Origin of the sequence: Bradyrhizobium liaoningense (assembly GCF_018130785.1) — a bacterium.
In the GTDB taxonomy this organism is placed as follows: Bacteria; Pseudomonadota; Alphaproteobacteria; order Rhizobiales; family Xanthobacteraceae; genus Bradyrhizobium; species Bradyrhizobium liaoningense_A.
Genome location: NZ_JAFCJT010000010.1, coordinates 21,808 through 48,743, shown reverse-complemented (window position 1 = coordinate 48,743; position 26,936 = coordinate 21,808). Strand labels below are relative to the sequence as shown.

The window sequence follows — 26,936 nt, the reverse complement described above, 5'->3', positions numbered from 1 at the left end:
ACCTCACCTCGCGCGTCCATAGATCGCAACTGCATTGTCGGCCGACACCAGGCCGCTCGCGACATCGTCGTTGACGGCCACGCGATCGCGCTCGCGGGGATCGCCGATGCCGGCGCCGCCGGGCGTCAGCACCACCAGCCGATCGTCCGGCGGAATGGTCTGAAAGCCCTTGCCGCGCATCTTCTGGCCGGACTTCAGGCCGACATAACCGGCCTCGCCGTTCTGGCCGCCATCGCGGCCGCGCGGCGGATGTTCGATGCGGTCGAACGCAGCCAGGATGTCGAACGGCGCATCGATGCCGCTGCCGACCTCGATGATCTGGCCGAGGCCGCCGCGGGTGCGCCCTGCCCCGCCGGAATCCGGACGCAGCTCCTTGCGCCAGAAGATCAAAGGCGTCTGCGTCTCCGCGATCTCGACCGGCGTGCCGCGCACGCCGCTTGGGTAGGCGGTCGCCGACAGGCCGTCCTTGCCGAAGCGCGCGCCGGTGCCGCCGTTGGAGGTCACCGCCATCGAGAATCCGTAATTGCCGCCGACGCCCGAGCGGGTCTGGCCACGCACGTTGAGATTCCACAGGCATGAGGTGCCTTCGGCGGGCACGCGTTCTGGAATGATCTGGCGCAGGCAGCCGAACACGACGTCGGGCAGCATCTGGCCGACGATGTGGCGTGACGCCACGGGCGCCGGCTTCGGCGCATTGAGGATCGCACCCGCAGGCGCCGACACCGTCAGCGGCGAGAGCGAGCCGGCATTGTTGGGGATCTGCGAGGCGACCACGCAGCCGAGGCCGAACACGGTGTAGGCCGTGGTGTAGGACAGGGGCACGTTGATGCCGAACTTCGAGGCGGCCGAGGTGCCGTCGAAATCGACGTGGATGCCATCATCCGAGATCGTCAGCGTCGCGGCCAGCGTCACCGGCGCGTCGTAGCCGTCGACGACCATGCTGTTGCGCCAGCTTCCCTTGGGCAGCTTCGCGATCTCGGCGAGCACGGCCTCGCGCGAGCGGTCGCAGATGTAATCGCCGAGTTCGTCGAGCGTGTCGATGCCGAACTCGGTCATCATCTCGGCCAGGCGCTCGCAGCCGACGTCGTTGCAGCCGGCCAGCGAATAGGTGTCGCCCTCGGTGTCGATCGGCAGCCGCGTGTTGGTGCGGATCATCGCCATCAGCGTCTCGTTGACGACGCCCCGGTCGATCAGCTTCAGCATGGGGATGTAGAGCCCCTCCATGAACACGTCGGTGGCGTCGGGCCCAAAGCCGATGCCGCCGATGTCCATGAGATGGCTGGTGCAGGAGAACAGCGCGACGATCTTGCCGTCCTTGAAGCACGGCGTGGTGACTACGAAATCGTTGAGATGGCCGGTGCCCATCCAGGGATCGTTGGTGATGTAGGCGTCGCCTTCCTTCATCGTCTCCAGCGGGAAATGCGCGATGAAGTGCTTGACCGATTCCGCCATCGAGTTGACGTGGCCGGGCGTGCCGGTCACGGCCTGCGCCAGCATCCGTCCCTTGAGGTCGAACACGCCGGCCGAGAGGTCGCCGCATTCGCGCACGATCGGGCTGAAGGCGGTGCGGAGCAGCACCTGCGCCTGCTCCTCGACCACGGCGATCAGCCGGTGCCACATGATCTGGAGGTCGATCAGGCTCGCGCCATTTGCCTTGCTCATGATCAGGCCGCCTTTCGTTCCATGACGATGCTGCCGGCACCGTCGATATGGGCGTCAAAACTGGTCGAGACGAAGGTCGACGTTTCGTCCTCCGCGATCACGGCGGGACCCGCAATCGTCGCGCCCGGTGCCATGTCCTCACGGCGATAGAGCGGGATCTCGATCACCTCGCCCGCCCGGCCGTCGAAGAATTTGCGGCTGCCGACGGCCTTGGCCGCGGGCTTGCGCGCGACGGCCGCAACCGCGGACGGGTTGCGCGCATCAGTGGTCGCAAGCACCGACCAGCTCAGCACCTCAATCGCGGCGCCCGGGATCGGCCGCTCGAACATCGCCGAATAATCCGCCTCGAATTTCTGGCGCAGGCCGGCGAGATCGGCTGATGTCAGCCGCCGGTTCGGCAGTTCGACCGTGATCTCGTGGCCCTGTCCGACATAACGCATGAAGGCCGCGCGGCGTTCGCGGACCGGCGCACCGGCCGCGCCCGGCTCGACCAGCGCGCGCGCTTCAGTCACCATTTCCTGCAGAAGATCGGAGACCGTTTCGGTGTCGAAATCGTCGAGGCGAACGTGGCGGCTGCGCACCAGCTCATAGGCGATGGGAGCCGCGAGGAATCCGACCGCCGAGCCGACGCCGGCATTCGAGGGCACGATCACCCGGGAGACGCCGATCTTCTCGGCAACACGCGCCGCGTGAAGCGGCGCGGCGCCGCCGAAGGCGATCAGCGTGTGCTGACCGACGATCTCTCCGCGCTCGACCGCATGCACGCGCGCCGCGCTCGCCATGTTCTCGCAGACGACCTCGTGCACTGCATAGGCGGCGGTTTCTGCCGACAGGCCGAGCGGTTCACCAACGCTGCTCAGCAGAGCCCTTTTCGACAGCTCCGGATCGAGCTTGATCGTACCGCCGGCAAAGGCGTCGGGATCGATCATGCCGAGCGCAACGTCCGCATCCGTCACCGCCGGACGCTGGCCGCCGCGGCCGTAGCAGGCCGGTCCCGGCTCCGACGAGGCGCTCTCCGGGCCGACTGTGACGCGCTTCATCGCATCGACATGTGCGATCGAGCCGCCACCGGCGCCGATCTCGACCATCTCGATCACGGGGATGCGCACCGGCAGGCCGGAGCCTTTGAGGAACCGCGCCGCACGATCGACCTCGAACACGCGCGAGGTCTCGGGCTGGTATTTTTCGATCAGGCAGATTTTTGCAGTCGTGCCGCCCATGTCGAAGGACAGCACCTTGCTCTCACCGAGCCGCGCTGCGATCTGCGCCGCGAAGATCGCGCCGCCGGCAGGACCGGACTCGACGAGGCGCACCGGAAAGCGCCGCGCCGTCTCGATCGAGGTGACGCCGCCGCCGGAGGTGACGAGATAGATCGCGCCACGGAACTGCTCGACCTGCAAGGCATCCGCCATGCGGGCGAGATAGCCGTCGATCAGGGGTTGCACATAGGCGTTGGCGACCGCAGTGGACGTGCGCTCGTATTCGCGGATCTCTGGACACACCGCAGAGGACACGGTCACGGAGATGCTCGGCATCTCCTCACCGAGGATTGCGGCGGCGCGGCGCTCGTGCTCGGGATTGGCGTAGGAGTGCAGGAAGGCGATTGCGACGCTCTCGACCTTCAGCGCGCGCAATTTTGGCGCGAGTGCACGCACTGCCGCCTCGTCCAGCGGGAGACGGACGGCGCCGTGGGCATCGACGCGCTCGGGCACGGTGAAGCGCAGGGAACGCGGCGCCAGCGGCTTCGGCTTGTCGATGCTGAGATCGTACTGGTCGTAGCGGCTCTCGGTGCCGATATCGAGCACATCGCGAAAGCCCTCGGTCGCGATCAGCGCGGTCTTGGCGCCACGCCGCTCGATGATCGCGTTGGTCGCGAGCGTCGTGCCGTGAATGAAGACGTCGATGTCGCTGATATGCGCGCGCGCATCGGTGAGAATGAGCCGCATGCCGTCCAGCACCGCCTGCTCGGGCCGCTGCGGCGTCGTCAGCACCTTGCGCGTCTTGCGCACCTCACCCACGTCCAGCACGATGTCGGTGAACGTGCCACCGATATCAACGGCAAGCCGCACCTCGGCTCCCTCAAGCATTCCAAATTCTCCGTGCTGACCGTCAAAACTCAGGGCGAAAAGGCAGCAATTTTCATACCAGCGACGGCGCAAATGGTGAAGCTGCCGAGACCGGTTTGCTTAGCACCTATGCGATAGGAGATTGCGGGGGACGCCGCCCGCTCAGAGCAGGAATGCCAGCGCGGCCTCGCAGCGCTCCTCGACCTTGAGCGTGAGGAGATCGTCGGCGCGGGTACGGCCGAGATTGACCGCGGCGATCGGTATCCGCCGCTTCGCGGCAGCCTGCACGAAGCGGAAGCCGGAATAGACCATCAGCGATGAGCCGACGATCAGCATGGCATCGGCCTGTGCCAGGTGATCCTGCGCGGTGGCGACGACGTCGCGGGGAACGTTCTCGCCGAAGAACACGACGTCGGGCTTGAGGATGCCGCCGCAGGCTTCGCAGGCCGGGACCTCGAACGACGAGAAATCCGCGTGCTCCAGGTCGGCGTCGCCGTCCGGCGCGTCCGCAGCGTCGAGCGTCAGCCATTCGGCGTTGGCGCGACCGAGCGCATCCTGGAATTCGTTACGCGGGGTCTTGCCGCCGCAGCCCATGCAGCGCACCAGATCGAGCCGGCCATGCAGGTCGATCACCTGCCGGTGGCCGGCGGACTGATGCAGCCGGTCGACGTTCTGGGTCAGCAGCATCCCGCACTGCCCGTTCGCCTCGAGCCGGGCCAGCGCGTGGTGCGCATCGTTCGGCCTGGCCTGGCCGAAGCGCCGCCAGCCGATCAGGCTGCGCGCCCAATAGCGCTGGCGCGTACGCTCTTCCGACATGAAGGCCTGGAAATTGACCGGCTGGGTCCGCTTCCAGTTGCCGTGGCTGTCGCGATAATCGGGAATGCCCGAATTGGTGCTACATCCGGCGCCGGTCAGCACGAACAGATTTTCGTGCCGGCCGACGAAATCTTCGAGCGAACGGTTTGCCAGCGGAGGGTTTGCCATGGCGCAGATGTAGTCTGCGCCGGCCGGTTTTGCCAGATGTCCGCCGCAGCAACGATAGCAGCCGCCCTCAGTCGAGCTGATCAACTCTAGCTCGCCCAATTCTCCCGGAATTCAGGAAACAGCGTCAGACCTCCGCAGGCATAGATGGTCTGCCCGGTGATATAGCCCGCATCACCGGAGGCAAGGAAGGCGAACACGGCCGCGATCTCTTCCGGTGTCCCGACGCGCCCCAAGGGAATGTGGCTGGTGACGACGCCCCGCTTTGCGGGATCACCGGTCCAGGCCGCGTTGATCGGCGTGTCGATCGCGCCCGGGCCGACCGCATTGACGCGAATACCGCGGCCTGCAAATTCCAGCGCCAGCGTGCGCGTCAGATTGGCCATGCCGCCCTTGCTGATCGAATAGGCGAGATAGCCGGGCTTCGGAATGATCTGGTGGACGCTCGAGCAATTGACGATGCTGCCACCTCCGCCGCGCGCGACGAAATGGGCGAGTGCCTTCTGCGCGCAGAGCACGGCGCCGTTGAGATTGACGTCGATGATACGGCGGTAGGTTTCGATGTCGAGCGCCTCGCTCGGCGACTCCCGCTGGAAGCCGGCATTGTTGACGAGGCAGTCGAGCCGCTTCCAGCGCGAAAGGACTGTCTCGAACATCGCAGCGACCTCCTGCTCATTGCTGACATCGGCCTTGACGACGACATGATCGAGCTTGCCGTGGCCGCGGTCGGCCGATCCTGTCCTTGCGAGCGCGAGCGTCTCCTCGGCCCTCTCGGGGTGATCGACATAGTTGATGGCGACGGTCGCACCTTCCTGCGCGAGCCTGATGGCGACGGCGCGGCCGATGCCTTGGGAGGCACCGGTCACCAGCGCGTATTGGCCGACGAGGCGCGAGGGAAAGGGGGGCGAGCGATCGGTTTGCGGCATGGGTTCTCTCCGGAATGTCTCATCATCGACGGACGGCGCGTTTTGTTCCATCCTTTCGCGCATCCCTGGGATTCATTCCGCGCGCCGCGCCAGCGGCGAGGTCAGGATCTGATAAAGGATGATGGCGCCAAAAGTCGCCGTGCCGATCCCGCCGATCGTGAACGCGCCGAATTTGAGCGTGAGGTCGCCGGCGCCCGCAGTCAGCGCCACGGCAACGGTGATCAGGTTCGCAGGGTTCGCGAAATCAACCTTGTTCTCGACCCAGATCCGGCCCGCCATCGCGGCGATCAATCCAAACAGCACGATCGAGAGGCCGCCGATGACGGGACCCGGGATCGAGAGGATCAGCGCGCCGAATTTCGGCGAGAAGCCAAGCACGATCGACACCGTGGCCGCGAACGCAAACAACAGGGTCGAATAGACCTTCGTCGCGGCCATGACGCCGATGTTCTCGGCGTAGGTGGTGACGCCGGTGCCGCCGCCGCAGGCCGCCACGATCGTCGCGAGGCTGTCGGCGAAGAGGGCGCGACCGAGATAGCCATCAAGGCTCCGGCCCGTCATGGCGCCGACGGCCTTGATGTGACCGAGGTTCTCGGCGACGAGAATGACCGCAACCGGCGCGATCAGAAAGACTGCATCGGCCTGGAAGATCGGCGTGGTGAAGCTCGGCAGGCCGATCCATGGCGCAGCCGCAAGCTGGGTGAAGTCGATTGGCTTGCCGAAGCCGAGGCCGTTCGCGAACAGCAAGTACAGAAGATATCCGCCCACTGCGCCAAGGATGATCGGGAGGCGGCGCCACAGGCCCGGAGCAGCAACGGCCACTACCCCGATGATCAGAACGGTCGCGAGCCCGATCCAGGTGTCGAACCCGTTGGCGCTCACCGCCTTGACCGCCACGGGCGCGAGGTTGAGGCCGATCGCGGCAACCACAGCGCCGGTGACGGCCGGCGGCATCAAGCGCTCGACCCAGCCGACGCCCGACCACATCACGATCAGCGCAATCACGCCGTAGAGCACGCCGGCTCCGACGATGCCGCCGAGGGCAACAGCGAGATTCGGATTCGGCCCCTGCCCGGCATAGCCGGTGGCGGCGATGACAACGGCGATGAACGCGAAGCTCGAGCCGAGATAGCTCGGCACGCGCCCCGCGACGATGACGAAGAAGATCAGCGTGCCGATGCCGGAGAACAGGACCGCAACATTGGGATCGAATCCCATCAGCAGCGGCGCGATGATCGTCGACCCCGACATCGCGACGCAATGCTGGAGACCGGAGACGACGGTCTGGCCCCATGACAGCCGCTCCTCCGGCATGATCACGCCCGAAGTCTTCAGCTTCCAACGCGGAAAATAGCCTTCCGATTCCTCGTGCGAGCCTTTTGCGATCGTCATGTTCCCCCCGGTGCGGTGCAGCGATCGATCTTCGTGCGATCCGACAAAAATGTGATTGTCGCTTCTGCGGCGTCCATCACATGATGCAAATCATGCAAGATCAATGCGTTCCGGGGCACACAATATGACACAAGTCGCGATCCAGCCAGCCGTCCATCGCCGGCATCAGCCCTGGTACAAGATCCTCTACGTGCAGGTTCTGATCGCGATCGCGCTCGGGGTGCTCATCGGCTATTTCTATCCCGATCTCGGCAAGGAGCTGAAGCCGCTCGGCGACGGCTTCATCGCGCTGATCAAGATGATGATCGCGCCGGTGATCTTCTGCACCGTGGTGCACGGCATTTCCTCGATGGGCGACCTCAAGCGCGTCGGCCGGGTCGGACTGAAGTCGCTGATCTATTTCGAGACGGTCTCGACCGTCGCGCTCGCCATCGGCCTCCTGGTCGGCGAGATTCTCCAGCCGGGTCATGGCTTCAACATCGATCCCGCCACGATCGATCCGAAATCGGTCGCGACCTACGTGACCAAGGCCAAGGAGGAAGGCATCGTCGCCCATCTGATGGCGATCATCCCCGACAGCTATGTGGGCGCGATCGCACGGGGCGATCTGTTGCAGGTGCTGCTGGTCTCGATCCTGTCGGGCTTCGCCATCGCCTTCCTCGGCAAGACCGGCGAGCCGATCGCGGAGGCGATCGACAAGGCCGCCAAGATGTTCTTCGGCATCATCCGCATCATCGTGCGCGTGGCGCCGATCGGCGCGTTCGGCGCGATGGCCTTCACCGTCGGCGCCTACGGCCTCGGCTCGCTGCTCAACCTCGCAGCCCTGATCGGCACGTTTTACCTGACCAGCATCCTGTTCGTGCTGATCGTGCTGGGCTCGATCGCCCGGCTCTCCGGCTTCTCGATCCTGCGCTTCATCGCCTACATCAAGGACGAGCTCCTGATCGTGCTCGGCACCTCCTCGTCGGAGACGGTGCTGCCGCAGATGATCCAGAAGATGGAGCATCTCGGCGCCTCGCGCTCGGTGGTCGGCCTCGTCATTCCGACGGGCTACAGCTTCAATCTCGACGGCACCAACATCTACATGACGCTGGCGACGCTGTTTCTGGCGCAGGCGACCAACACCCATCTGACGATCTGGCAGGAGCTCGGCATTCTCGGCATCGCCATGATCACCTCGAAGGGCGCGTCGGGCGTGACCGGCGCCGGCTTCATCACGCTTGCCGCGACGCTCTCGATCGTTCCCGACATCCCGATCCAGTCGATCGCGATCCTGGTCGGCATCGACAAGTTCATGAGCGAGTGCCGCGCGCTGACCAATCTGATCGGCAACGGCGTCGCCTGCGTCGTCATCAGCATCTCCGAAGGCGAGCTCGATCGCGAGGCGCTGCACGAGACCATGGCTCATCCGCTGGAGATGGGCGAGGCGCTGGAACCGGGCGGCGGCGCGACCTCGTAGGCCGCGCCACGCAGCCGGTAGTCTCCCGGACTGGAGAATTGGCAAGGCACGCGTCACAACAATGGCGTTGGGATCACCGATTGATAGTCTATCTTTCCACCCGACGCGCTGGGGGCAGGGCGTCGGGTTTTTGTTATCGAACAGCGAGCCCTAGAGAGCCGAGTTGGCGACCAGCTCGACCCTGCGCGTGATATCGATCGCCTGCAAGAACGCCTCGTCGTGACTGACCACGAGCAGCGCGCCGTCATAGGCCCTCAAGCCTGCCTCGACGGCTTCGATGGAGCCGATGTCGAGATGATTGGTCGGCTCGTCCAGGACGAGCAGGGACGGCGGTGTCGACCCGCCCAGAACGCAGGCGAGGCCCGCGCGAAACAGCTGTCCGCCGCTCAGGCTCCCGACGATCTGCAGGGCCGCATCGGCGCGAAACATGAAGCGCGCGAGCGCGGCATGGCACTCGTTCGCCCCCGCCTTCGGATTGAGACGCCGGAAGTTTTCCAGGATGGAGAGCGCGGGATCGAGCAGGCTGACCTTCTGGTCGAACAGCGCGAAGTCCGGTCTGACCCGCACGGTGCCCGCGAACGGGCGCAACTCGCCGGCAATCAGCTTCAGCAGTGTCGTCTTGCCTGAACCGTTAGGCCCGACCAGCGCGACGCGCTCCGGGCCGACGAGCGTCAGTGAGAGATCGCGCAGGACCGGCTGCGCCGGCTGATAGCCGGCGCTGACCTCGTCAAGCCAAAGCACCTCCCTGCCCGCCGGCAGGTTCGTCGCTGGCAGCTTCACCGACAGCGGCTGGAGAATCTCGATGCGTCGGCGTGCGGTGTCGACGGCATCGAGCGCTTCCACGCGCCGCCGCTCGGCGATCTGTGTGGTCTTGCCGCCCGTGTCTTCGCTACGGTCCTTGCGCGCACCGGCCAGGATTCGCGGCATGTCACCCTTGGCACGCTTCTTCCGGCCGCCGCTGTCCTTGCGCGCTTTCTTCTCAGCGGCCTCCTGCGCCTTGCCGTCGATCTCGGACAGGCGCCTCTCGGCATGCGCGAGGTCGTGCCTCACAGCCGCAAGCTCCACTGCCTTCTGCGCGCGGTAGCTGGTCCAGTTGCCGCCGTATCGCGTGGCACCGAGCGACGTCAGTTCGACGATTGCGTCCATGATGTCGAGCAGGCCGCGGTCGTGGCTGACGACAATCGCGCCGCCGCGCCAGGCGGCAAGGAGATCAGTCACCGCCTTGCGCCCATCCCGGTCGAGATTATTGGTAGGCTCGTCCAGCAGCAGATAGTCGGGCTCAGCGAAAACCAGCGCGGCGAGACGAACCCGCGTGATCTGGCCGCCGGAAAGGCACGATAGCCCCGTATCGGGAGACGCATCGAAGCCGAGGCGCGCCAGCGCAGCCTCCAGCCGCGTTTCGAGCGTCCAGTCGATCGCGGCGATATCGTCGGCCGAAGCATCGCCACGTTCAGCACTGCGCAGCAGCTCGAGGGCGTGCCGCACACCGAACAGATCGGCCACGGTCGCGCCCGCAGGCGACTGCACATCCTGGCGCAGCAGGCCGATGGTGCCATTGACCAGGACGCGACCGGACTGGGGAACATGGTCCCCGGACATCGACGCGAGCAGCGTCGTCTTCCCGACGCCATTACGGCCGACGAGACCGGTCCGCTCGGCCGCGAATGTCAGATCGATGTTGGAAAGAAGTGAACGGCCGTCAGGCGTGGACAGCGACAGGTTCGACAGGATGATTGAAGCAGGCATGGAATTCCCCGTGAGCAAGGCAGATGGGCTTTGCGGTCGGGGTAAAATCCATGGCTTTCGAATCTCCTGATTGAGAGCCCGCTGATAATCCCGCTGGGCGGCAAGATCAAGCCATGTCCTCGGGCGAAGCCCTCAATACTTCACGAACTCTTTGATGGACGCTCCGCGTCGTGCGCGATAGAGGCGGATAAAGCCCAATTTTTTCAATGACGAGTCTCAACCAAGAGGCCAATTCGTGAACGGCAGGCAGAACAACGCCCTCGCCCAACTGCTGCAACAAGCCTTCGTGGCGTTGCGAAACAAGCAGTTCGATGCTGCAGCGCGGCTTGCAAGCGAAGCTCTCAAATCCAATCGCACGGACCGCAACGCGGTGATGATCCTGGCGCACGCGCTGATCGGCCTCGGCCGCACGGAGGAGGCGATCGCTCCGCTCGAACGTGCCGCCAAGCGCAATGACGATCCGGAAGTCGAGACGCTGCTCGGCCATGCATTGTGCGGCGCGCGACGAGCGAATGACGGAATCGCGCAATTGCGCCGGACCGCCGCCCGCCGGCCGCCCTATCTGCCGGCGTTTCAGGAACTCGCGGGCCAGCTCGCGAATGCCGGCGAGATCGGTGCGGCGATCGGAATCATCGAGCAGGCCCTTGCGCTCGCGCCCGGCAGCATCGACCTGCAGCTCGACATGGGCCGCATGCATGTGCGCAACAACAATCGCAGCGAAGCGCGCCGCGTCCTGACCGCTGCGCGCAGCGCTGCGCCGGGACGCCCCGATGTCCTCACCGAACTCGCCTGGGCGGAGCTGCTTGACGGGGCCTATGCCGAGGCCGCCGACACCTATCGCCACGCGCTCGGGCTTCGCCCCGGCGACACGCTGTCGCGCGCCAATCTCGCGATCTGCCTGATGGAGATGGGCGAACGCACCAGCGGCGAAACCGCTCTGCGTTTGGTGCTTCGCGGACGGCCGCACCTGCTCAGTCGCGCCGCCTTCGCGATGGCGACCTCGTCGCATGGCCGCTTCTTCTTTCGCCCGAGCGCGGCGGCGAAATTCCTCGAACGCGAACCCGAGCCGGTGACTACGCCCTGAATTTTCGCCGATACAGACCCGGCTCGCGCTTCAGCGCGGCGCGCAAGGCGTGAACTTTCTGCGTCTCGTCTTCCGTAAAGGCAGAGGTTTGCCTGCTCCAGTCCTCGCGCTTGACCGGAATGCACTGCGCGATCGGCGTGCCCTTGGGCAGCACGCCGCGAAAGCTGGTGTTGTGCCAGTGGGCCGGAAAGTGAATCCAGCTGTCGCGATAGCGATCGCAATCGACGAGACCGCTCAGCGTCGTGAAGGGCAGATCGAAGCGATTGACCGGATGCGTGAAGAACAACGCGTAGCCATCCGGTGCCTCGATGGTCCAGAGATTGTGAAACTTGATGACGAAGCGATCGTCTTCGAACAGCGGCGAGCCCGTCAGCTGCCCCTGATCGTGAAAGCTGATCGGGGAGCGCGGAAAATCGATCTCGCCGCCCGGCGGGATATCGTTGTCCCAGCTAACCTCGCCGTCTTCGACCCGGAGATCGCACATCAGCGGAATCAGGAAACCGCATGTCATCGCATCGATGAATGGCGGACAGCGCTTGATCGTTTCGTCGTCCTGCTGGTTGAGGGCACTGAAGGCCGTCGCCGGCATCGACTTGAGCCAGTCGGGAACGCCAAGATTCGCCGGGGTTGGCTGCGGCAGCAGTCCCTCCAGCTCTCCGGGGCAGCGAAATTTGATCGTCAGCTTGTTCTTGTTGGTCTGCGAGGACATGGGCATTTCCGACAGATGCCCTACTGATAAACGGAACCGGCCGCGCGTCAAAGTGTCGCAGCCGACTCCGAACATTATATCTTCGTCATGTTTCGATCACGGATCCGTGAGGAGATCCGAGAGGAAGAGCCGAGAGAAGAGGCAATAGCGCCATCAGCCCTTGAGTGCGGTGACCACCACCTCGATCAGCGCGCCGCCGCCGAGATCGGCGACGCCGACGGTGGCGCGCGTCGGCAGATTGTCGCCGAAGAACTCGGTCCAGACCGCGTCCATCTCCTTCTTCTTGGAGAGATCGGTGACGAAGATCGAGGTGCTGACGACACGTGACTTGTCGGTGCCGGCTTCCTTCAGATAGCCGGCGATCTTGCCGAGGATGTTGCGGGTCTGCTCACCCATCGAAACCGAGGTGTCGTCGGCGATGGTGCCGCCGACGAAGACGAAGCCGTTGGCTTCGACGGCGCGGTGCATGATGGGCGTGCGGATGCTGCGGGTGATGCTCATGATGTCCTCTTGTTGTTAGAGCGTGGTCGGATGGAAGCGGTCGATGCCGAGATCGCTGACACGGGTCTGGGTGCCGCCGTTGACGATCAGCTCCGCCATGACCGCGCCGGCGCCGGGGCCGAGCTGGAAGCCGTGCAGCGAGAAGCCGAACTGGTGATAGAGCCCCTTGTGGCGGCTGCTTGGCCCGAACACGGGAATATCGTCCTTCATCTTCGCCTCGATGCCGGCCCAGGCGCGCACGATGGTGGCGCTACGCATCACCGGGAACAGCTCGAACACGGTGCGGGCGCTGGTCGCGAGGCTTCTCCAGTCCAGCACCGTCTCGTTGCGGTCCTGGTAGGGCGTCGCGAGATGACCGCCGCCGATCAGCACGGTGCCGTTGGAGAACTGCTTGAAGGACAGTTTGCGCCCGCGCAGGATCACCACGGGATCGATGAAATGCGGCACGCGCGAGGTGATCATCAGCATCGGCGCCACGGTCTCGACCGGAACGGGCTCGCCGAGCGCGGCCGCGATCTTGCCGGCCCAGGCGCCCGCAGCGTTGACGAGCACCGGCGCGGCAAAGCTCTCCGTTCCGACATCGACGCGCCAGAGACCGCCGCTGTAGCGGATGTTGCTGGCCGCCACGCCTTCGCGCACGGTCGCACCTAGCTGCTCGGCCTTGCGCCGGAACGCGGTCGTGGTCTGCGCCGGATTGGCCGCGCCGTCGCGGCGCGAGACCACGCCGCCGGGACAGGTCTCGGCAACCGCCGGCACGAGGCGCCGTAGTTCAGTCGCGTCGATCAGCTCTTCGTGGGTGAAGCCGAGCGCGTTGAGCTCGGCGACGCGTGCGCGGCAGACCGCGAGCTCCTCCTCGTTTTCTGCGACGAGAACCTGGCCGTGGCTCTCAAAGCTGCAATCGTCGTCGAGCAGGTCTTCGATTTTCTCCCAGATGCCCATCGAGCGGATCGAGAGCGGGATCTCGGGGATATGCCTTGCGAGCTGACGCACGCCGCCGGCATTGACGCCGGAGGCGTGCCGGCCGGCATAGTCCTTCTCGATCAGCACCGGCTTCAGGCCGGCGAGACAGAGATGCAGCGTCGTCGAGCATCCGTGGATGCCGCCGCCGACGACGATCGCATCCACGTTTTTCGTCATCCGCGCACCACGGCCTTGATGTCCGCCTCGCTCTTCGGAACGGCGGCGAGTTCGGCGAGCGTGATCGGCTTCACCGGCGCGCGGAGCCGGTAATAGCCGATCTCCTGCGGAGTCTTGCCGCGCGCCTGCGCCATCAACTCCGTGACGGTGAGGCCGCAGAGCCGGCCCTGACATGGACCCATGCCGGTGCGGCGATAGGCCTTGAGCTGGTTCGGCCCGGTCGCGCCGATCGCGACGGCATCGAGAACGTCCTTCGCAGTGACTTCCTCGCAGCGGCAGACGATGGTGTCACCTGCGGGAATGCGGAACTGCTGCGATGGGCGGAACAGCGTGTCGAGGAAGACGCGGCCGCGCTCGGCCTTGGCGAGATCGGCACGGAGCGCCGCCATCGGCGCAAGCTTTGCGGCAGCCGCAGGCGCCAACGCTTCCACTGCCGCGCGCGCCGCGATGCGGCCACGGACCACGGCTGCATTGGCACCACCGATGCCGGCGCCATCACCGGCGATCGCAATGCCGGCGACCGACGAATTGCCGCTCGCATCGAGCAGCGGCGACCAGCACAATTGCAGATCGTCCCAGCGATGCTCGACACCGGCCGACATCGCCAGATTGACGTTGGGCACGACGCCCTGATGCAGCAGCAACAGATCAGCAGGAATGGTCTCGCGCTTGCCGCCCGCGACATAACTCACGTTCGCGAGCTGGCCATCACCGGATGCCGAAAGCTCGGTTACGCCTGATACGACCTGCACTTTGGCCTTCACTTCGCGCATCATTGTCAGGCCCTTGATGAAATAGGGCGAGGTCAGGAAGGCGAAGGCATGCGGCAGGGACGCGAAGTAGTTGCCACGCTGGGTGGTGTCGAGGATGCGGTCGATGCGGCCCCCGAGCCGCAAAATCTGCGCGGCGAGCAGCCAGAGCAGAGGCCCCTGCCCCGCGATCACCGTACGTCCGTCCGGCACCAGCCCCGACGACTTCAGCATGGTCTGCGCGGCACCCGCGGTCATCACGCCCGGCAGCGTCCAGCCGGGAATCGGGAACGGCCGCTCCAGCGCGCCGGTCGCCAGGATCACGCGCTTCGCCTTGACGAAGGCGGACGCGCCACCGATGGAGACAGCGATTTCGAGGTTGCGGTCGAGGCTCCAGACCGTCGCACGATGAATGACTTCAGCATTGCTCGCGCGTAGCGCCTGGACGAGATCCGCACCGACCCAATAGTCGGCGCCGAGCTGGTTGCGCTCGGTGACCGGCGTCGATGAGATGGCGCGAAACACCTGGCCGCCGGGGCCGATGTTCTCGTCGAGCAGCAGCGTCGACAGGCCGGCTTCGGCGGAGGTCGCGGCGGCTGCGAGGCCGGCGGGCCCGGCCCCGATCACCACGACGTCATAGTCTTCGCGTTTGGGAGCCACAATCATTTTCCGATCTCCCGCTTGCCCTTCTGAATCTCGATCTGCATGCCCTCGGCGACGGGCACGAGGCAGCCCTGGCGGTTGCCGACACCGTCGATGGTGACGAGGCAGTCGAAGCACACGCCCATCATGCAATAGGGCAGACGGGGCGCGCCGCTCACTGCGGTCGAACGGCGCGCGTCGCGGCCGGAGGCCAACAGCGCGGCGGAGACGGTGTCGCCCTGCCGCGCCGCGACGGCTACGCCGTCGACGAAGATCTGCAGCTGTGGCCGTTTGTCCTGTTCGGATCGCTTAAACATGGGATGCCTCTTGGCTCCTTGATATCTCTAATAGCCGCTGTTGTTCGCGGCGCCCGTGCCGCCGAAGCGGCTCGCCGAGAACGCGCCGACCAGCTCCGGCTCGAGCGCGCCTTGCGCAACCATGCGTGCGATCTCGAAGGCGTGGTTGGAGGCGAGCGTCACGCCGGAATGACAGCAGGCGACGAACGCGCCGGGATGCGTCTCCGACTGGTCGTAGATCGGAAAGCCGTCCTGCGGCATCACGCGGATGCCGGCCCAGCTTCTGACAACGTTGAGCCGCGACAGATGCGGGAACATCCGCTGCGCGCGATCGGTCATCACCGCGCTGATCGAATGTTTCAGCGCGCGATCATCCAACTCGTCTTCCTTGCTGTCGCCGATCATCACCGTGCCCTCGTCGGTCTGGCGGATCGTGGTCAGCGGATGCGGCAGGAACGGCATGGTGCGCTCGGTCACCACGATCTGGCCGCGGGTCGGGCCCATCGGCGCGTAGAGGCCGACCATCGGCGCGAGCGTCTGGTTGGCATTGCCGGCAGCAAGCACGATCTTGGCGGCGCGCAACTCGCCCTTCGGCGTGGTCAGGCGGAACTCGCCGCCGCTCTTCGAAATCGCCGAGACGGGCTGCTCCGGGAAATAGTCGATGCCGAATTCCTTGAAGCCGGTATGGAAGGCGCGGAAGGTTCGCAGCGAATTGACGTGACCGTCGAGCGGACAAAAGCTGCCGCCGGAAACTTCCGGCCCGATCAGCGGCAGCGACTTCTTCACCTCGGAAGCGGAGAGCATCTCCATCTTGTAATCGGCAGCACCCGTCTGGTTGTGCATGCGCTTGACCAGCTCGGTACGCTGGCCGAATTCGTCATCTCCAAGCGTGAGATGGAAGCCGCCATTCTGCTGAAGCGAGACGTCCAGCCCGGTCTGCTGCTTCAGCTCTGAAGCAAGCCGGCCCCAGGCTTCCGACGCCCGCAAGGTCCAGACGGTATAGGCGGGCATGCCCAGACCTTTGCTCTGAACCCAGACCAGCGCAAAATTCGCACGCGAGGCGCGCTTGGTGATGTCGCCTTCGTCGAGCACGGCCACGCGCTTGCCGAGTCGGCCGAGGCCCCAGGCAATGGCGGAGCCGAGCAATCCGCCGCCGACTACGGCGACGTCGTATTCTGACTTTAGTTTTGACGCGTTTTCTTCACGCGAACCGGCGCCCACTTCGCTCGGCAACGCTTTAGACATGAGTTCTCCTATCGTCCCGTATCGCCCTTGCCGGCGAGCACACGGTCGAGCCCGTAGAAGCGGTCGAGCAGAATGAGGGCGGTCATGGTGATCGCGATGACGCAGGCCGAGACCGACGTCACCAGCGGATCGATGTTGTCCTGGATATAAAGGAACATGCGCACCGGCAACGTCTCGGTGCCGGGTGCGGCGAGGAAGACGGTCATGGTGAGATCGTCGAAGGACTGGATGAAGGCGAGCGCCCAGCCGCTGATGACGCCGGGCAGGATCAGCGGCAGCGTCACGCGGCGAAACAGCGTCCAGCCGTTGGCGCCGAGCGAGACTGCCGCCATCTCGACCGAGAGGTCCATGCCGGTCGCCGCCGCCAGCGTCAGCCGCAACGCGAACGGAAACACAATAATGACATGCGCGATGATCAGCGCGGCAAAGCTGCCGCCGAGGCCGGCCGAGGTGAAGAAACGCAGGAAGGCGATGCCGAGCACGACATGCGGGATCATCAGCGGCGACAGGAACAGCGCCGCCAGCGCATCGCGGCCGCGGAAGCGGTAGCGCGCGATCGCCAGCGCCGCCGGCACAGCGAACAGCAGCGCCACGAGGGACGACAGCGCGCCGAGCCCGAGGCTGACCCAGAAGGCGTGGATGAACTCGGGATAGTTGGCGATCGCCCTGAACCAGCGCAGCGAGAAGCCGTTGGTCGGCAGCGACAGAAAGCCCTCGGGCGTGAAGGCGACCAGGCACACGACCAGGATCGGCGCCACCATGACGATGACGAAGATGGTGTGGAAGATCAGCGCGAGCGGGCCGTTCCGGCTCATCGGAACACCTCCGCGTAGCGGCGCTCGATCAGCGCGTTGCTGCCGACGACGATCAGCACGAGCGCGACCAGCAGCAGCGTCGCGACCGCTGCACCGAGCGGCCAGTTCAGCGTGTTGAGGAATTCGTCATAGGCCAGCGTCGCCGCAACCTTGAGCCGCCGGCCGCCGATGATCGCGGGCGTCGCGAAGGCACTGGCCGAGAGCGAGAACACGATGATCGCCCCCGACAGCACGCCCGGCATGATCTGCGGCATGATGATGCGGCGGATGATGGTCACGGGCCCGGCGCCGAGCGACATCGCGGCGTTCTCGATCTGCGGGTTGAGCCGCTGCAGCGCGGCCCACACCGACAGCACCATGAACGGCATCATCACATGGGCGAGCGCGACCACCATCCCTGTCTCGGTGAACATGAAGGGAATGGGCGAGCGGATCACTCCGAGCGACATCAGGAGCTTGTTGACGAGGCCGTTGTTGCCGCCGAACAGCAGCGCCCAGCCAAGCGTCCGCGCCACCACGGAGATCAAGAGCGGCCCGAGGATGATCAGCAGGAAAAAGCTCTTCCAGCGGCCGTCCATGCGGTTGAGGATGTAGGCTTCCGGTGCGCCAAGCAATGCGGTGAGCAGCGTGGTCAGGATCGCGATGCGAAACGTTCGCCAGAACATTTCTGCGTAATAGGGATCAGTCGCGATCTCGTGCCAGTTCTTGAGGATGAAGACGGGCTCGATGCCCTTGTACTGGCCCCAGTCGTGGAACGACAGCATCACGGTCATGGCGAGCGGAATCAGCAGCACGCCGACGAACAGCATCAAGGCGGGCGCCGTCAGCGCCCATGGCGCACGCGTGTTGGGCTCTTCGGCGGCCGCGCTCATGCGGAGGCTCCGCTGCGCACACTCATGTCCTCGGGACGCCAGGCGAGGTGAACGGCCTCGCCCTCGGCCGGCTGCCTCTCGCCATCATTCTGGCGGATCACAATCGCCGGCCCGCATTCGCTGTCACACTGGAACAGCCAGTGATTGCCCTGGAAGATGCGCGTGACGATCTTTGCGTTGAGCCCCGTAGCGCCAAAGCCGATTCTTTCAGGGCGAATGCTGACAGTCACGGGACCGCTAAGGCCCACCGGCGCCGGCGCGCTCCAGGAGCCCGCCGTCACCCGCGCCGGCGTGGCGGTCCGATCGATCGTCGCGGCAAAATCGTTGGTCTTGCCGAGAAATTGCGAGACGAATGCCGAGGACGGCTTCTCGTAGGTTTCCTGCGGCGTGCCGATCTGCTCGATCTTGCCCTGACTCATCACCACGATGCGGTCGGACAGCGACATCGCTTCGTTCTGGTCGTGGGTAACGAGGATCGTGGTGGTGCCGATGGTGCGCTGGATCTGGCGCAGCTCGATCTGCATCTCTTCCCGCAGTTTTGCGTCGAGATTGGAGAGCGGCTCGTCGAGCAGCAGCACGCTCGGCTTGATCACCAGCGCCCGCGCCAGCGCCACGCGCTGCTGCTGCCCGCCGGACATCCGGCGCGGATGGCGATCCTCGTAACCGGCGAGGCCCACCATCGCGAGCGCGGCACGGACGCGCTCGGCTCTTTCTGCGCGCGGTACATTGCGCATCTCCAGGCCGAAGGCGACGTTCTCCGCCGCCGTCATGTGCGGAAACAGCGCATAGCTCTGGAACACGATGCCGAGCCCGCGCTTGGCCGGATGGATCGCGGTCAGGTCCTTGCCCTCCAGGCGGATCGCACCGTGGGTGGGATCGAGGAAGCCCGCTATCATCTGGAGAGTCGTGGTCTTGCCGCAGCCGGACGGGCCGAGGAAGGAGATGAACTCCCCCTTCCCCACCGACAGGCTGAAGTCATCGACCACAGTCTGCGCCCCAAACTGCTTGGCGACCCGATCGAGCTCGAGATAGGCCATAACGCTGTCTCCGCTACGAACGATCAGATCAGCGCTCGACCTCGCGATTCCAGCGCTTGGTCCACTCCTCGCGCTTCTCGTTGATGACGGTCCAGTCCGGATTATAGAGCTTTGCCGCGCGCTCGCCGATCGGCGCCATCTTGCCGAGCTCCGGCGGTACCACCAGTGATTTCAGCACCGGGCCGTAGCCGTAGTCCTTCAGCATCACGAGCTGGATCTTTGGATCGAGCAGCATCTTGACGAAGCCGGACGCAAGCGGCGAGGCATTGGGCTTGGTGATCGGACACGCCGTCGTCAGCAGCGTCGCCGCGCCTTCCTTCGGATAGACGAAATCGACGGGGAAGCCGGTGTTGGCGAAGCTCTGCACGCGGCCGGTGCCCCACACCGCGATCACGGCCTGACCGGACTGGAATAGCTCGGTCATCTTGCCCGGCGACGGCTCATAGGCGAGCACGTTCGGGTTGATCTGCTCCTTGAAAATCTTGAAACCGGAATCGACGTTGGTCTCACCGCCACCGTTCATCTTCGACAGCATCACCAGCGCTTCGAGACCGTAGGTGTTGTTGATCGGCGGGATGACGAGCTGCTTGGCGTATTTCGTGTCCTTCAGATCGTTCCACGAGGTCGGCGGCGCCCAGCCTTTCTCGGCAAACACCTTGGTGTTGTACATCAGGCCGGTGGCGACGATGCCGATCGCGACCGCACGATCGTCCTTGAAGCGCGCGGTGTCGTAGAGATCGGCCGGCAGACCGTCGAGCTTGCCGCAGAAGCCGAGCTGAATCGCCTGGTACATCGGGCCGTCGTCGACGATGGCGACGTCGATCTGCTGATTGCCCTTCTGCGCCTGGAGCTTGGCCAGCGTGTCGGTGGAGTTGCCGGCGACGTACTCGACCTTGACGCCGTTCTCCTTCTCGAAGGCGGGGATGACCTCATCGCGGATCGTCTTCTCGAACGAGCCGCCGTAGCCGGCGACGTAGAGCGTTTTCTGCTGGGCCGGGGCGGCCGACGGGACGGCGATGAGCGCTGCAATGCTGACCGCGGTCAGCAGGCTGAGAGTCTTCATATGGACCGATCTCCAATACCGGGATGAGGTGACGTGCCGAAAAATCTCTGACGGAAGCCCTTCCGCATTTCCTTCCGCGCAAATCCTCTCCGGACAGGGCTCCGGCCCCTGCTTCGGCGGGTTTTGGCACGATCTGGAGGTCTAAACCCCTCCAATCTGCCGAAAAAGCGGGCTGTCTCCAGTCCTGATGAAAAAGATCGCAAACCTATACTTCCATCGTCCAATGAATAATGGCACCCTCTGCATGCGCAAATGTTATGAATGGAAACTGGGATGGCGCGGATCAATTCGCGGCAGGTGGAGGCCTTCCGCGCGACGATGCTGACCGGGAGCGTGACCGAGGCGGCGGCGCTGATGAAGGTGACGCAGCCGGCGGTCAGCCGGTTGCTGCGCGACCTCCAGGCGCTCTTGAAGATGGAGCTGTTCGAGCGGCGCGGCACCGGCCTCGTGCCGACCGCCGCAGCGATGGCGCTCTACACTGAAGTCGAGCGTTCCTTCGTGGGCCTCGAGCGCATCACTGCGGCGGCGGAGGAAATCCGTGGCCGCCGCACCGGCTCGCTGCGGATCGCGGCACTGCCGGCGCTGTCGAACGGCTACCTGCCGCGGCTGACCGGTCACTTCCTGAAGGAGCGGCCGAACCTCAACCTCGCCTTCTTCGGCGTGATCTCGCCGATCGTGGTGGATTGGGTGCTGAACAACCAATGCGACGTCGGCTTTGCCGAGGTGCCGATCGCGCATTCCGGCCTGCCGAGCCAGAAACTTCCCGCGCCCGCGCGCGTCGCGGTGCTGCCGACAGGTCATCGCCTCGCGGAGAAGGAAGTGCTGGAGCCGCGCGACTTCGAGGGCGAGACCTTCATCTCGCTGTCTTCGGGGACGTCGAGCCGGCATCTCGTCGATCAGGTTTTCCATCGCCACGATGTCCGCCGCGTGCTCAGGGTCGAGACCACGCTGTCGGAAATCATGTGCGGCATGGTGTCGTCAGGACTCGGCGTCGCGATCTGCGATCCCTTCACCGCGCAGGAATTCTCCACCCGCGGGGTCGTCGTGCGCCGCTTCCTGCCGCGCATCGACTTCGAATTCTCCGCCGTCTTTCCCGCGCAGCGCAGCCCGTCGCCGGTGGCGCTGGATCTGGTCGAGACCATGCGCAAGGCGCTCGCCGAATTCGACGACCTGCCCGAGGCCGCGATCAGCCGTTGAACGCGGCCTGTGCCTCCGGCAGGTCCCAGATCTTGCCGATCGCGGCGGTGCCCGCCGCCGTGATCGCGGCTTCGTCGGCGCCGAGATAGCGGCCGGCATCGACCAGCACGCGGCCGTCGACCATGACCTGATCGATGTTGGCGCGGTTGGCGAGCGCGATCAGCGCGCGGCGCGGATCGAACAGCGGCTGAAGATGCGGATGGGTGAGATCGACGACGGTGAGATCGGCCGTCGCACCCGGCTCGATCCGGCCGAGGTCCGGCCGCTTGATCACGTCGGCCGCCACGGCCGTGTTCGCCTCGATCAGCTCGGGCGAGTTCGCGACATCGGCGCGCTGTGAAGTAATCTTGGAGATCAGCGAGGCCGCATTGAGCTCACCGAGCAGATCCATGTTGTAGCCGTCGGTGCCGACCACGGTGCGCACGCCATGCTCCGCGAACCGGCTGAACGCGGCGGTGACGCCGGCACGCGCGAACACGCGCGGGCAGTTCAGCACGGTCATGCCGCGCGCGGCCATCAGCTTGAGATCGTCGTCGGAACTGAACATGCAGTGCGCCGCCATGAGGTCGGGCGCGAGCAGGCCGAGCCAGTCCAGGTACTCTGCCGGCGTGCGGCCGCCATAGCGCTTGCCGATGGTCTCGACCTCGGCGCGGCTCTGCGCCATGTGCGTCGTGATGGGCACGCCAAGCTCACGCGCCCGGGTGGCGCAGGCTTTCAACAGATCGGGACCGCAGGTGTCCGTGGCATGCGGGCTCATGGCAAGGCTGATGCGGCCGTCGCCGCGGTTGTTCCAGCGCTGGTAGAGCGCATCCCAGGTCGCCATGTCGGCGGTACCGTCATCGCCGGAGTAACGGACCACGCCATCGGCGCCAGCCTTGGCATCGGATGTCGAGAACAGATAGGGCGCGCCGTAGAAGCGGATGCCCATCTCTTCGGCGGCATCGAACATTTCCGGAATCGAATTTCGGAACGGCTCCATGACCGTGGTGGCGCCGCCCTTAAGCAGTTGGAGGATACCGAGCCGCGCAACCGCGAGCCGCTCCTCCGCCGACAAGATATCGGCGCCGCGCTTGGTCAGTGGCAACAGCACCGTATAGACGATGCTCTGGTTGTTCTTGCGGCCGTTGCCGTCCTCGCTGTGGCTGCGCGCCACCGCCTCGGAGAAGCAGTGATTGTGCAGGTTCAGCAGCCCCGGCAGCACGAAGCGGCCGGGACGATCATAGACCTGGTCCGCGCTCGGCCTGTCGCGGGTGACCGCCGCGATGGTCTTGCCTTCGACCAGAACCCAATGGTCGCGTAGCACGTCCTGCGCGCCGTCTTTCCGTGACAGCACATAGCTGCCGAAGATTGCTGTGGTGCTCATGCGGGGCGTACGTTCCAGAAGACGGCGGTGCCGTCGAGAATGCCGGTGATGGCTTTGCGATAGGCGGTCGGCTGCTTGTACAGGCCGATCGGAATATAGGGGATTTCCTCGAACGCCACCGCCTGGATCTCGCGGCAGATGCGCTGCTGCTCTGCAAGCTCGGAGGCGGCCAGCCACTGGCTGCGTAAGGCCCCCATCCTCTCGCTCGCGTACCAGCCAGCGACCTTGCCTTCGCCGCGGATATTGGTGTTGCCGGCCGGATTGAGCCAGTCGATACCCTGCCAGTTGCCGACCGCCGCGCTCCAGCCGCCCTGCCCGATCGGCTCCTTCTTGAGCTGACGCTGCAACACGACGGCGAAATCGAGCCCGGCATATTCGACGTTCATGCCGGCCTTGCGCAAGCTGTCGACCGCGATCTCGCCGAGCGGCTTCTGCGCCAGCGAATTGGTCGGGACGAGCACCACGATCTTCTCGCCATTGTAACCGGCGGCCTTCAGCTCGGCCTTGACCTTGGCGTAGTCGCGCGGGCCGCGGAACACCTCGAGGCCGACGTCGCTCGCCATCGGGGTATCAGGCGCGAAATAGCCGATCGGCGACACCTGGAAGGCCGGATCGGTGCCGGCCACGGCTGTCATGAAGGCGGATTGGTCGATCGCACCCAGCAGCGCGCGGCGCACGGCAGGATTGTCGAACGGCGGCTGCAGATGATTGAGGCGCAGCATGCAGGCGTAGCCTCTGGGATCGAGGATGCGCGTCTCGATATCGCCGGCCGCCTTGATGATCGGCAGCAGATCGTGCGGCGTGGTCTCCTGCCAGTCCTGCTCGCCGGTCTGAAGCGCGGCGACGCCGGTGCCGGCATCGGGTGTGGTGGTCCAGACCACGCGATCGTAATGCACGATCTTCGGGCCCGCAGTCCAATCCGGCTTGCCGTCGGTGCGCGGCTGGTAGCGATCGAACTTGGCGTAGGCGTTGCGCGCGCCCTGCACGCGTTCGTCGGCGAGGTAGCGGAACGGCCCGCTGCCGATGACCTCGGTCAGCGGCTTGAATGGATCCTGGCTCGCCAGCCGCTCGGGCATCATGAAGCAGGGATTGATCGCGGCCTTGCCGAGCGCCTGAGGCAACAGCGGGAACGGACGCTTGAGACGGAAACGGATGGTACGGTCGTCAGCGGCAGACAGCTCGGCGGTCGCCTCCAGCAGCTCGCCACCAAAGCCGTCGCGCGCCGCCCAGCGGCGGATGCTGGCGACGCAGTCACGGGCGAGCACGCGCTCGCCGTCATGCCAGAACAGGCCGTCGCGAAGCGTGAGGTCCCACTGGAGCTGGTCGCCGGAGATAGCGTGTCCCGACAGCATCTGCGGCGAGACCTGCAGCGAGGAGCTCATGCCGTAGAGCGTATCGTAGGCCATGAAGCCATGGTTTCGCGACACCTGCGCGGTCGAATAGATGGGATCAACGAAGGCAAGGTCGATGACGGGAATGAAACGCAAGGTGCTCTGCGCTTCGGCACGAACGATGCCCGGCAGCGAAAGCGCCGGCATTGCAGCGGCAGCCCCAAGGAGCGAACGGCGGGAGATAGGCATTACAAAGGGCTCCTGACGGAATCGAACTGCGTGGATTCTTCTTACGTATTCAACAAGACCGCCCCGATCGCGGCCGCGACTGCCTGCTGTGCGGGCTCAATGACGGGCACGCCGGTTGCCTCCGCAATGGCCGCGCGGTGCGAGGCCATGCCGGCGCAGCCCATCACCACGACATCGGCGCGGCATTGCGTGACCAGCGCGCGGCCGGCCTCGATCAATCGACCGCGGATATCGGCGCCTGCCGTCTCCGCCGCGCTTGCGCCGACCGACCAGCTTCCGGCATAGCGGCTGTCGACGCCCATCACCCGCGCCATGCGCTGCTGGCGGCGGATGCTCGACGGCGAGAGCGCGATGATGCCGAACCGCTCGCCCAGCATCAGCGCGCGGAAGATGCCGCATTCGGCGATCCCCATCACCGGGCGCGTGCCTGCCGCCTCGCGCACCGCATGCAGGCCGGGATCGCTGAAGCAGGCAAGCACGAAGGCATCCGCATTGTCGCGCGACACACGGTTGACCAGCGGCATGACCACGCTGTCGGCATCGCGCTGCGAGCTGATGCCCGGCGGTCCCTCGGCGAGGCCGACCACCTCGATGTCAGGCCCGCCGGCGATGCGCAGCGGCGCGACCGCCTCGTCGATCGCCGCCGTCACCGACGCCGAGGAGTTGGGGTTGATGACGAGGATGCGACGACGGGTCATGACAGTACTCAGCGGCTACCGGCTTCGTGGCGCAGGAAGTTTTCCGCGATCTTCTCGCCGGTCGTGATCCAGACGTCAGGGCACGACTTTGCGTAGGTCAGGAACTCGCGCAGCAGGCGCAGCCGCATCGGACGGCCGCTGCATTGCGGGTGCAGCACCGTCGTCACCATCGCACCCCAGTCCCTGGTTTCGTCGAGCTCGTCCTTCCAGATCGAGAGCACGTGCTCCTTGGGGAAGATCGAGCGCGGGCTGAAACGGGCCGAGAGGCCGTGCATCCAGTCGTCATAGCTCGCGGTCACCGGCAGCTCGATCGTGCCGAGCTTGCCGTCGGCGAGGCGATGGCGATAGGGCCGCACATCGTCGCGGAACGAGGACGTGTAAACGATGCCGTGGCGCACCAGCGCAACGCGCAGCTCCTCGGTGAATTCGCCGTAAGGCGCGCGATAGCCGGTCGGCCTGACGCCGAGCCGGCGCTTCAGCGCCTCGAAGCCGCGCTCCAGCTCCTCCTCAATCCAGGGGTCACCGGGATCGGGCAAGAGATGGTGATAGCCGTGATGACCGATCTCGTGGCCAGCCTTGAGGATGGATTCGGCCATCGCCGGATGGGCGTCGACCGACCATCCCGTGACGAAGAAGGTCGCCTTGAGGTCGAGCTGGTCGAGCAACTCCAGCAGCTTCGGCGTGCCGACGCGCGCCTCATAGCCACCATAGCTCATGGTGATGAGCCGCTGTGCGTGAACGGCGTCCTTGCTGGTCCAGGCGCTCTCCGCGTCCACGTCGAAGGAGAGAAACATCGCCGAATTGTACGGCTTCGGCCAGGGATATTCCGGCGCGGGATCTGCGGTGTTGGCCGGGACGAGCGGGATGCTCTGGAGTGCCTTACTGTCCAGCATTGATGGTCGCCTTCTCGAGTGCGTTGTCAGTCAGTTTCCACTTGGCAAGCAGGGTCTTGTAGCTGCCGTCGGCGATCAGCGCGTCGACCGCCTCCAGCATGGCCTGCTGAAGCGCCTTTTCCTTGACCGGAATGGCGATGCCGATGAATTGCGGCGCGATGGGCGTGCCGACCGGCGTATAGGCGCCGGGTTCGAGGTCCATGATATAAGGAAGGGTCTCGTTGCCCTGTACGGCGGCGTCGATGCGGCCCTGCTTCAGCTGGGTGCGGGCGTCAGCCGAGCCGTCGGTGCCGACGAAAACAACCGGGGTGCTGCCGCAACTCTTCTCGCTCCAGGCATTGATCATGGCGGGGAACATGGTGCGGCGGCTGGCGCCGACCTTCTTGCCGCAGAACGCGGCCATGTCCTTGAACTCCGCCGCACGCGACTGCTGCACGAAGAAATGCGGGCCGGTACGGAGATAGTCGATGAAGGTCGCCGTCTCGTGCCGGCTGGCGTAGTCGGTGAAGCCGGAGAGGATCGCGTCGACACGGCCGGTCGAGATCGACGGCATGAACTGATCGAAGCTCGTCTCCTGCCATTCGATCTTGATTCCGAGCTTGCGGCCGATGGCTTCGCCGAGATCGATGTCGAAGCCGGACAGCGTATTGGTGGCGGGATCGCGGAACTCCATCGGCGGATAGTTCGGCACCAGCGCCACCTTGATGCTGCCGCGCTTGGCGATCTCCGCGGGCAGCTCGATCGCCCCAGCCTGAACACTTAGAGCCGAAGCACCCATGGCGCCTACGAACGCCGCCGCAACCAACAGTCTTTTCATCAACGC

General features: G+C 65.4%; 24 protein-coding genes. 3 read left to right on the top strand and 21 right to left on the bottom strand.

The features are described from left to right. Positions 1-3 precede the first annotated feature (3 nt). From JQ627_RS20820 to JQ627_RS20800, 5 genes are all read right to left on the bottom strand, one after another. Positions 4-1,662: a hydantoinase B/oxoprolinase family protein gene (locus JQ627_RS20820; protein ID WP_212486025.1), complete on the bottom strand. Its 1,659-nt coding sequence runs from the start codon at positions 1,660-1,662 to the stop codon at positions 4-6. Between the two features lie 2 nt (positions 1,663-1,664). After that, the gene (locus tag JQ627_RS20815; RefSeq protein ID WP_212486024.1) at positions 1,665-3,749 is read right to left on the bottom strand and encodes a hydantoinase/oxoprolinase family protein; all 2,085 of its coding nucleotides are present in this window, start codon (positions 3,747-3,749) and stop codon (positions 1,665-1,667) included. 141 nt (positions 3,750-3,890) lie between these two features. Continuing rightward, positions 3,891-4,712 carry an NAD-dependent protein deacetylase gene (locus tag JQ627_RS20810; RefSeq protein ID WP_212486171.1) on the bottom strand — a complete coding sequence of 274 codons (822 nt, stop codon included), beginning with the start codon at positions 4,710-4,712 and terminating at the stop codon, positions 3,891-3,893. An 86-nt stretch (positions 4,713-4,798) separates the two neighbouring features. Further along, complete coding sequence (locus JQ627_RS20805) at positions 4,799-5,635, bottom strand: SDR family oxidoreductase (RefSeq protein WP_212486023.1); 837 nt, start codon at positions 5,633-5,635, stop codon at positions 4,799-4,801. A gap of 72 nt (positions 5,636-5,707) precedes the next feature. Further along, complete coding sequence (locus JQ627_RS20800; protein WP_212486022.1) at positions 5,708-7,027, bottom strand: solute carrier family 23 protein; 1,320 nt, start codon at positions 7,025-7,027, stop codon at positions 5,708-5,710. A 124-nt stretch (positions 7,028-7,151) separates the two neighbouring features. On the opposite strand from JQ627_RS20800, the gene JQ627_RS20795 reads away from it, so the two are divergent. Next, on the top strand, positions 7,152-8,486 hold the full coding sequence (locus JQ627_RS20795; protein ID WP_212486021.1) for a dicarboxylate/amino acid:cation symporter: 1,335 nt from the start codon (positions 7,152-7,154) through the stop codon (positions 8,484-8,486). Positions 8,487-8,636: 150 nt separating this feature from the next. On the opposite strand, the gene JQ627_RS20790 is transcribed toward JQ627_RS20795, so the two are convergent. After that, the gene (locus JQ627_RS20790) at positions 8,637-10,232 is read right to left on the bottom strand and encodes an ABC-F family ATP-binding cassette domain-containing protein (protein WP_212486020.1); all 1,596 of its coding nucleotides are present in this window, start codon (positions 10,230-10,232) and stop codon (positions 8,637-8,639) included. Positions 10,233-10,467: 235 nt separating this feature from the next. Here JQ627_RS20790 and JQ627_RS20785 point away from each other — a divergent pair, with 235 nt between their 5' ends. After that, positions 10,468-11,316, top strand: coding sequence for a tetratricopeptide repeat protein (locus tag JQ627_RS20785; RefSeq protein WP_212486019.1), 849 nt, complete (start codon positions 10,468-10,470; stop codon positions 11,314-11,316). Here the strand turns inward: JQ627_RS20785 and JQ627_RS20780 are convergent. The 10 genes from JQ627_RS20780 to JQ627_RS20735 form a co-directional block, all read right to left on the bottom strand. Next, complete coding sequence (locus JQ627_RS20780; RefSeq protein WP_212486018.1) at positions 11,306-12,031, bottom strand: hypothetical protein; 726 nt, start codon at positions 12,029-12,031, stop codon at positions 11,306-11,308. The two genes, JQ627_RS20785 and JQ627_RS20780, sit on opposite strands and share 11 nt — an antisense overlap. A 147-nt stretch (positions 12,032-12,178) precedes the next feature. Then, positions 12,179-12,526: a RidA family protein gene (locus JQ627_RS20775; protein ID WP_212486017.1), complete on the bottom strand. Its 348-nt coding sequence runs from the start codon at positions 12,524-12,526 to the stop codon at positions 12,179-12,181. Between the two features lie 15 nt (positions 12,527-12,541). Then, positions 12,542-13,663 carry an FAD-binding oxidoreductase gene (locus JQ627_RS20770; protein WP_212486016.1) on the bottom strand — a complete coding sequence of 374 codons (1,122 nt, stop codon included), beginning with the start codon at positions 13,661-13,663 and terminating at the stop codon, positions 12,542-12,544. Continuing rightward, on the bottom strand, positions 13,660-15,078 hold the full coding sequence (locus tag JQ627_RS20765; RefSeq protein WP_212486015.1) for an NAD(P)/FAD-dependent oxidoreductase: 1,419 nt from the start codon (positions 15,076-15,078) through the stop codon (positions 13,660-13,662). The genes JQ627_RS20770 and JQ627_RS20765 overlap by 4 nt, the downstream gene beginning before the upstream one ends. After that, on the bottom strand, positions 15,075-15,371 hold the full coding sequence (locus tag JQ627_RS20760) for a (2Fe-2S)-binding protein (protein ID WP_212486014.1): 297 nt from the start codon (positions 15,369-15,371) through the stop codon (positions 15,075-15,077). Before JQ627_RS20760 ends, JQ627_RS20765 begins: the two co-directional genes overlap by 4 nt. Positions 15,372-15,398: 27 nt before the next feature. Next, on the bottom strand, positions 15,399-16,595 hold the full coding sequence (locus JQ627_RS20755) for an FAD-binding oxidoreductase (RefSeq protein WP_212486013.1): 1,197 nt from the start codon (positions 16,593-16,595) through the stop codon (positions 15,399-15,401). Positions 16,596-16,603: 8 nt separating this feature from the next. Further along, on the bottom strand, positions 16,604-17,410 hold the full coding sequence (locus tag JQ627_RS20750) for an ABC transporter permease (RefSeq protein ID WP_039153716.1): 807 nt from the start codon (positions 17,408-17,410) through the stop codon (positions 16,604-16,606). Further along, positions 17,407-18,282: an ABC transporter permease gene (locus JQ627_RS20745; protein WP_212486012.1), complete on the bottom strand. Its 876-nt coding sequence runs from the start codon at positions 18,280-18,282 to the stop codon at positions 17,407-17,409. The genes JQ627_RS20750 and JQ627_RS20745 overlap by 4 nt, the downstream gene beginning before the upstream one ends. Then, positions 18,279-19,319, bottom strand: coding sequence for an ABC transporter ATP-binding protein (locus JQ627_RS20740; protein ID WP_212486011.1), 1,041 nt, complete (start codon positions 19,317-19,319; stop codon positions 18,279-18,281). The genes JQ627_RS20745 and JQ627_RS20740 overlap by 4 nt, the downstream gene beginning before the upstream one ends. A gap of 28 nt (positions 19,320-19,347) precedes the next feature. After that, positions 19,348-20,382 carry an ABC transporter substrate-binding protein gene (locus tag JQ627_RS20735; RefSeq protein WP_212486010.1) on the bottom strand — a complete coding sequence of 345 codons (1,035 nt, stop codon included), beginning with the start codon at positions 20,380-20,382 and terminating at the stop codon, positions 19,348-19,350. A 273-nt stretch (positions 20,383-20,655) separates the two neighbouring features. Here JQ627_RS20735 and JQ627_RS20730 point away from each other — a divergent pair, with 273 nt between their 5' ends. Beyond that, positions 20,656-21,579, top strand: a complete 924-nt coding sequence (locus tag JQ627_RS20730; protein WP_212486009.1) for a LysR substrate-binding domain-containing protein — start codon at positions 20,656-20,658, stop codon at positions 21,577-21,579. On the opposite strand, the gene JQ627_RS20725 is transcribed toward JQ627_RS20730, so the two are convergent. From JQ627_RS20725 to JQ627_RS20705, 5 genes are read right to left on the bottom strand one after another with little or no spacing between them, the layout of a single operon-like run. Continuing rightward, positions 21,569-22,942: an amidohydrolase family protein gene (locus JQ627_RS20725; protein WP_212486008.1), complete on the bottom strand. Its 1,374-nt coding sequence runs from the start codon at positions 22,940-22,942 to the stop codon at positions 21,569-21,571. The two genes, JQ627_RS20730 and JQ627_RS20725, sit on opposite strands and share 11 nt — an antisense overlap. Continuing rightward, the gene (locus JQ627_RS20720; RefSeq protein WP_212486007.1) at positions 22,939-24,522 is read right to left on the bottom strand and encodes an ABC transporter substrate-binding protein; all 1,584 of its coding nucleotides are present in this window, start codon (positions 24,520-24,522) and stop codon (positions 22,939-22,941) included. Before JQ627_RS20720 ends, JQ627_RS20725 begins: the two co-directional genes overlap by 4 nt. 41 nt (positions 24,523-24,563) lie before the next feature. Next, positions 24,564-25,220 carry an aspartate/glutamate racemase family protein gene (locus JQ627_RS20715; protein WP_212486006.1) on the bottom strand — a complete coding sequence of 219 codons (657 nt, stop codon included), beginning with the start codon at positions 25,218-25,220 and terminating at the stop codon, positions 24,564-24,566. Positions 25,221-25,228: 8 nt separating this feature from the next. Beyond that, positions 25,229-26,113: a polysaccharide deacetylase gene (locus JQ627_RS20710; protein ID WP_212486005.1), complete on the bottom strand. Its 885-nt coding sequence runs from the start codon at positions 26,111-26,113 to the stop codon at positions 25,229-25,231. Next, positions 26,100-26,930 (bottom strand): ABC transporter substrate-binding protein, encoded by an 831-nt coding sequence (locus tag JQ627_RS20705; RefSeq protein WP_212486004.1) that lies wholly within the window; start codon positions 26,928-26,930, stop codon positions 26,100-26,102. The genes JQ627_RS20710 and JQ627_RS20705 overlap by 14 nt, the downstream gene beginning before the upstream one ends. Positions 26,931-26,936 lie beyond the last annotated feature (6 nt).

Excerpts from the sequence above, each read along its gene's own strand:
- JQ627_RS20775 (WP_212486017.1), bottom strand. The coding sequence starts at position 12,526 with ATGAGCATCACCCGCAGCATCCGCACGCCCATCATGCACCGCGCCGTC.
- JQ627_RS20800 (WP_212486022.1), bottom strand. The coding sequence starts at position 7,027 with ATGACGATCGCAAAAGGCTCGCACGAGGAATCGGAAGGCTATTTTCCG.
- JQ627_RS20755 (WP_212486013.1), bottom strand. The coding sequence starts at position 16,595 with ATGTCTAAAGCGTTGCCGAGCGAAGTGGGCGCCGGTTCGCGTGAAGAA.
- JQ627_RS20795 (WP_212486021.1), top strand. The coding sequence starts at position 7,152 with ATGACACAAGTCGCGATCCAGCCAGCCGTCCATCGCCGGCATCAGCCC.
- JQ627_RS20815 (WP_212486024.1), bottom strand. The coding sequence starts at position 3,749 with ATGCTTGAGGGAGCCGAGGTGCGGCTTGCCGTTGATATCGGTGGCACG.
- JQ627_RS20740 (WP_212486011.1), bottom strand. The coding sequence starts at position 19,319 with ATGGCCTATCTCGAGCTCGATCGGGTCGCCAAGCAGTTTGGGGCGCAG.
- JQ627_RS20820 (WP_212486025.1), bottom strand. The coding sequence starts at position 1,662 with ATGAGCAAGGCAAATGGCGCGAGCCTGATCGACCTCCAGATCATGTGG.
- JQ627_RS20710 (WP_212486005.1), bottom strand. The coding sequence starts at position 26,113 with ATGCTGGACAGTAAGGCACTCCAGAGCATCCCGCTCGTCCCGGCCAAC.
- JQ627_RS20805 (WP_212486023.1), bottom strand. The coding sequence starts at position 5,635 with ATGCCGCAAACCGATCGCTCGCCCCCCTTTCCCTCGCGCCTCGTCGGC.
- JQ627_RS20730 (WP_212486009.1), top strand. The coding sequence starts at position 20,656 with ATGGCGCGGATCAATTCGCGGCAGGTGGAGGCCTTCCGCGCGACGATG.
- JQ627_RS20780 (WP_212486018.1), bottom strand. The coding sequence starts at position 12,031 with ATGCCCATGTCCTCGCAGACCAACAAGAACAAGCTGACGATCAAATTT.
- JQ627_RS20750 (WP_039153716.1), bottom strand. The coding sequence starts at position 17,410 with ATGAGCCGGAACGGCCCGCTCGCGCTGATCTTCCACACCATCTTCGTC.
- JQ627_RS20725 (WP_212486008.1), bottom strand. The coding sequence starts at position 22,942 with ATGAGCACCACAGCAATCTTCGGCAGCTATGTGCTGTCACGGAAAGAC.
- JQ627_RS20810 (WP_212486171.1), bottom strand. The coding sequence starts at position 4,712 with ATGGCAAACCCTCCGCTGGCAAACCGTTCGCTCGAAGATTTCGTCGGC.
- JQ627_RS20705 (WP_212486004.1), bottom strand. The coding sequence starts at position 26,930 with ATGAAAAGACTGTTGGTTGCGGCGGCGTTCGTAGGCGCCATGGGTGCT.
- JQ627_RS20770 (WP_212486016.1), bottom strand. The coding sequence starts at position 13,663 with ATGACGAAAAACGTGGATGCGATCGTCGTCGGCGGCGGCATCCACGGA.
- JQ627_RS20735 (WP_212486010.1), bottom strand. The coding sequence starts at position 20,382 with ATGAAGACTCTCAGCCTGCTGACCGCGGTCAGCATTGCAGCGCTCATC.
- JQ627_RS20745 (WP_212486012.1), bottom strand. The coding sequence starts at position 18,282 with ATGAGCGCGGCCGCCGAAGAGCCCAACACGCGTGCGCCATGGGCGCTG.
- JQ627_RS20765 (WP_212486015.1), bottom strand. The coding sequence starts at position 15,078 with ATGATTGTGGCTCCCAAACGCGAAGACTATGACGTCGTGGTGATCGGG.
- JQ627_RS20790 (WP_212486020.1), bottom strand. The coding sequence starts at position 10,232 with ATGCCTGCTTCAATCATCCTGTCGAACCTGTCGCTGTCCACGCCTGAC.
- JQ627_RS20760 (WP_212486014.1), bottom strand. The coding sequence starts at position 15,371 with ATGTTTAAGCGATCCGAACAGGACAAACGGCCACAGCTGCAGATCTTC.
- JQ627_RS20720 (WP_212486007.1), bottom strand. The coding sequence starts at position 24,522 with ATGCCTATCTCCCGCCGTTCGCTCCTTGGGGCTGCCGCTGCAATGCCG.
- JQ627_RS20715 (WP_212486006.1), bottom strand. The coding sequence starts at position 25,220 with ATGACCCGTCGTCGCATCCTCGTCATCAACCCCAACTCCTCGGCGTCG.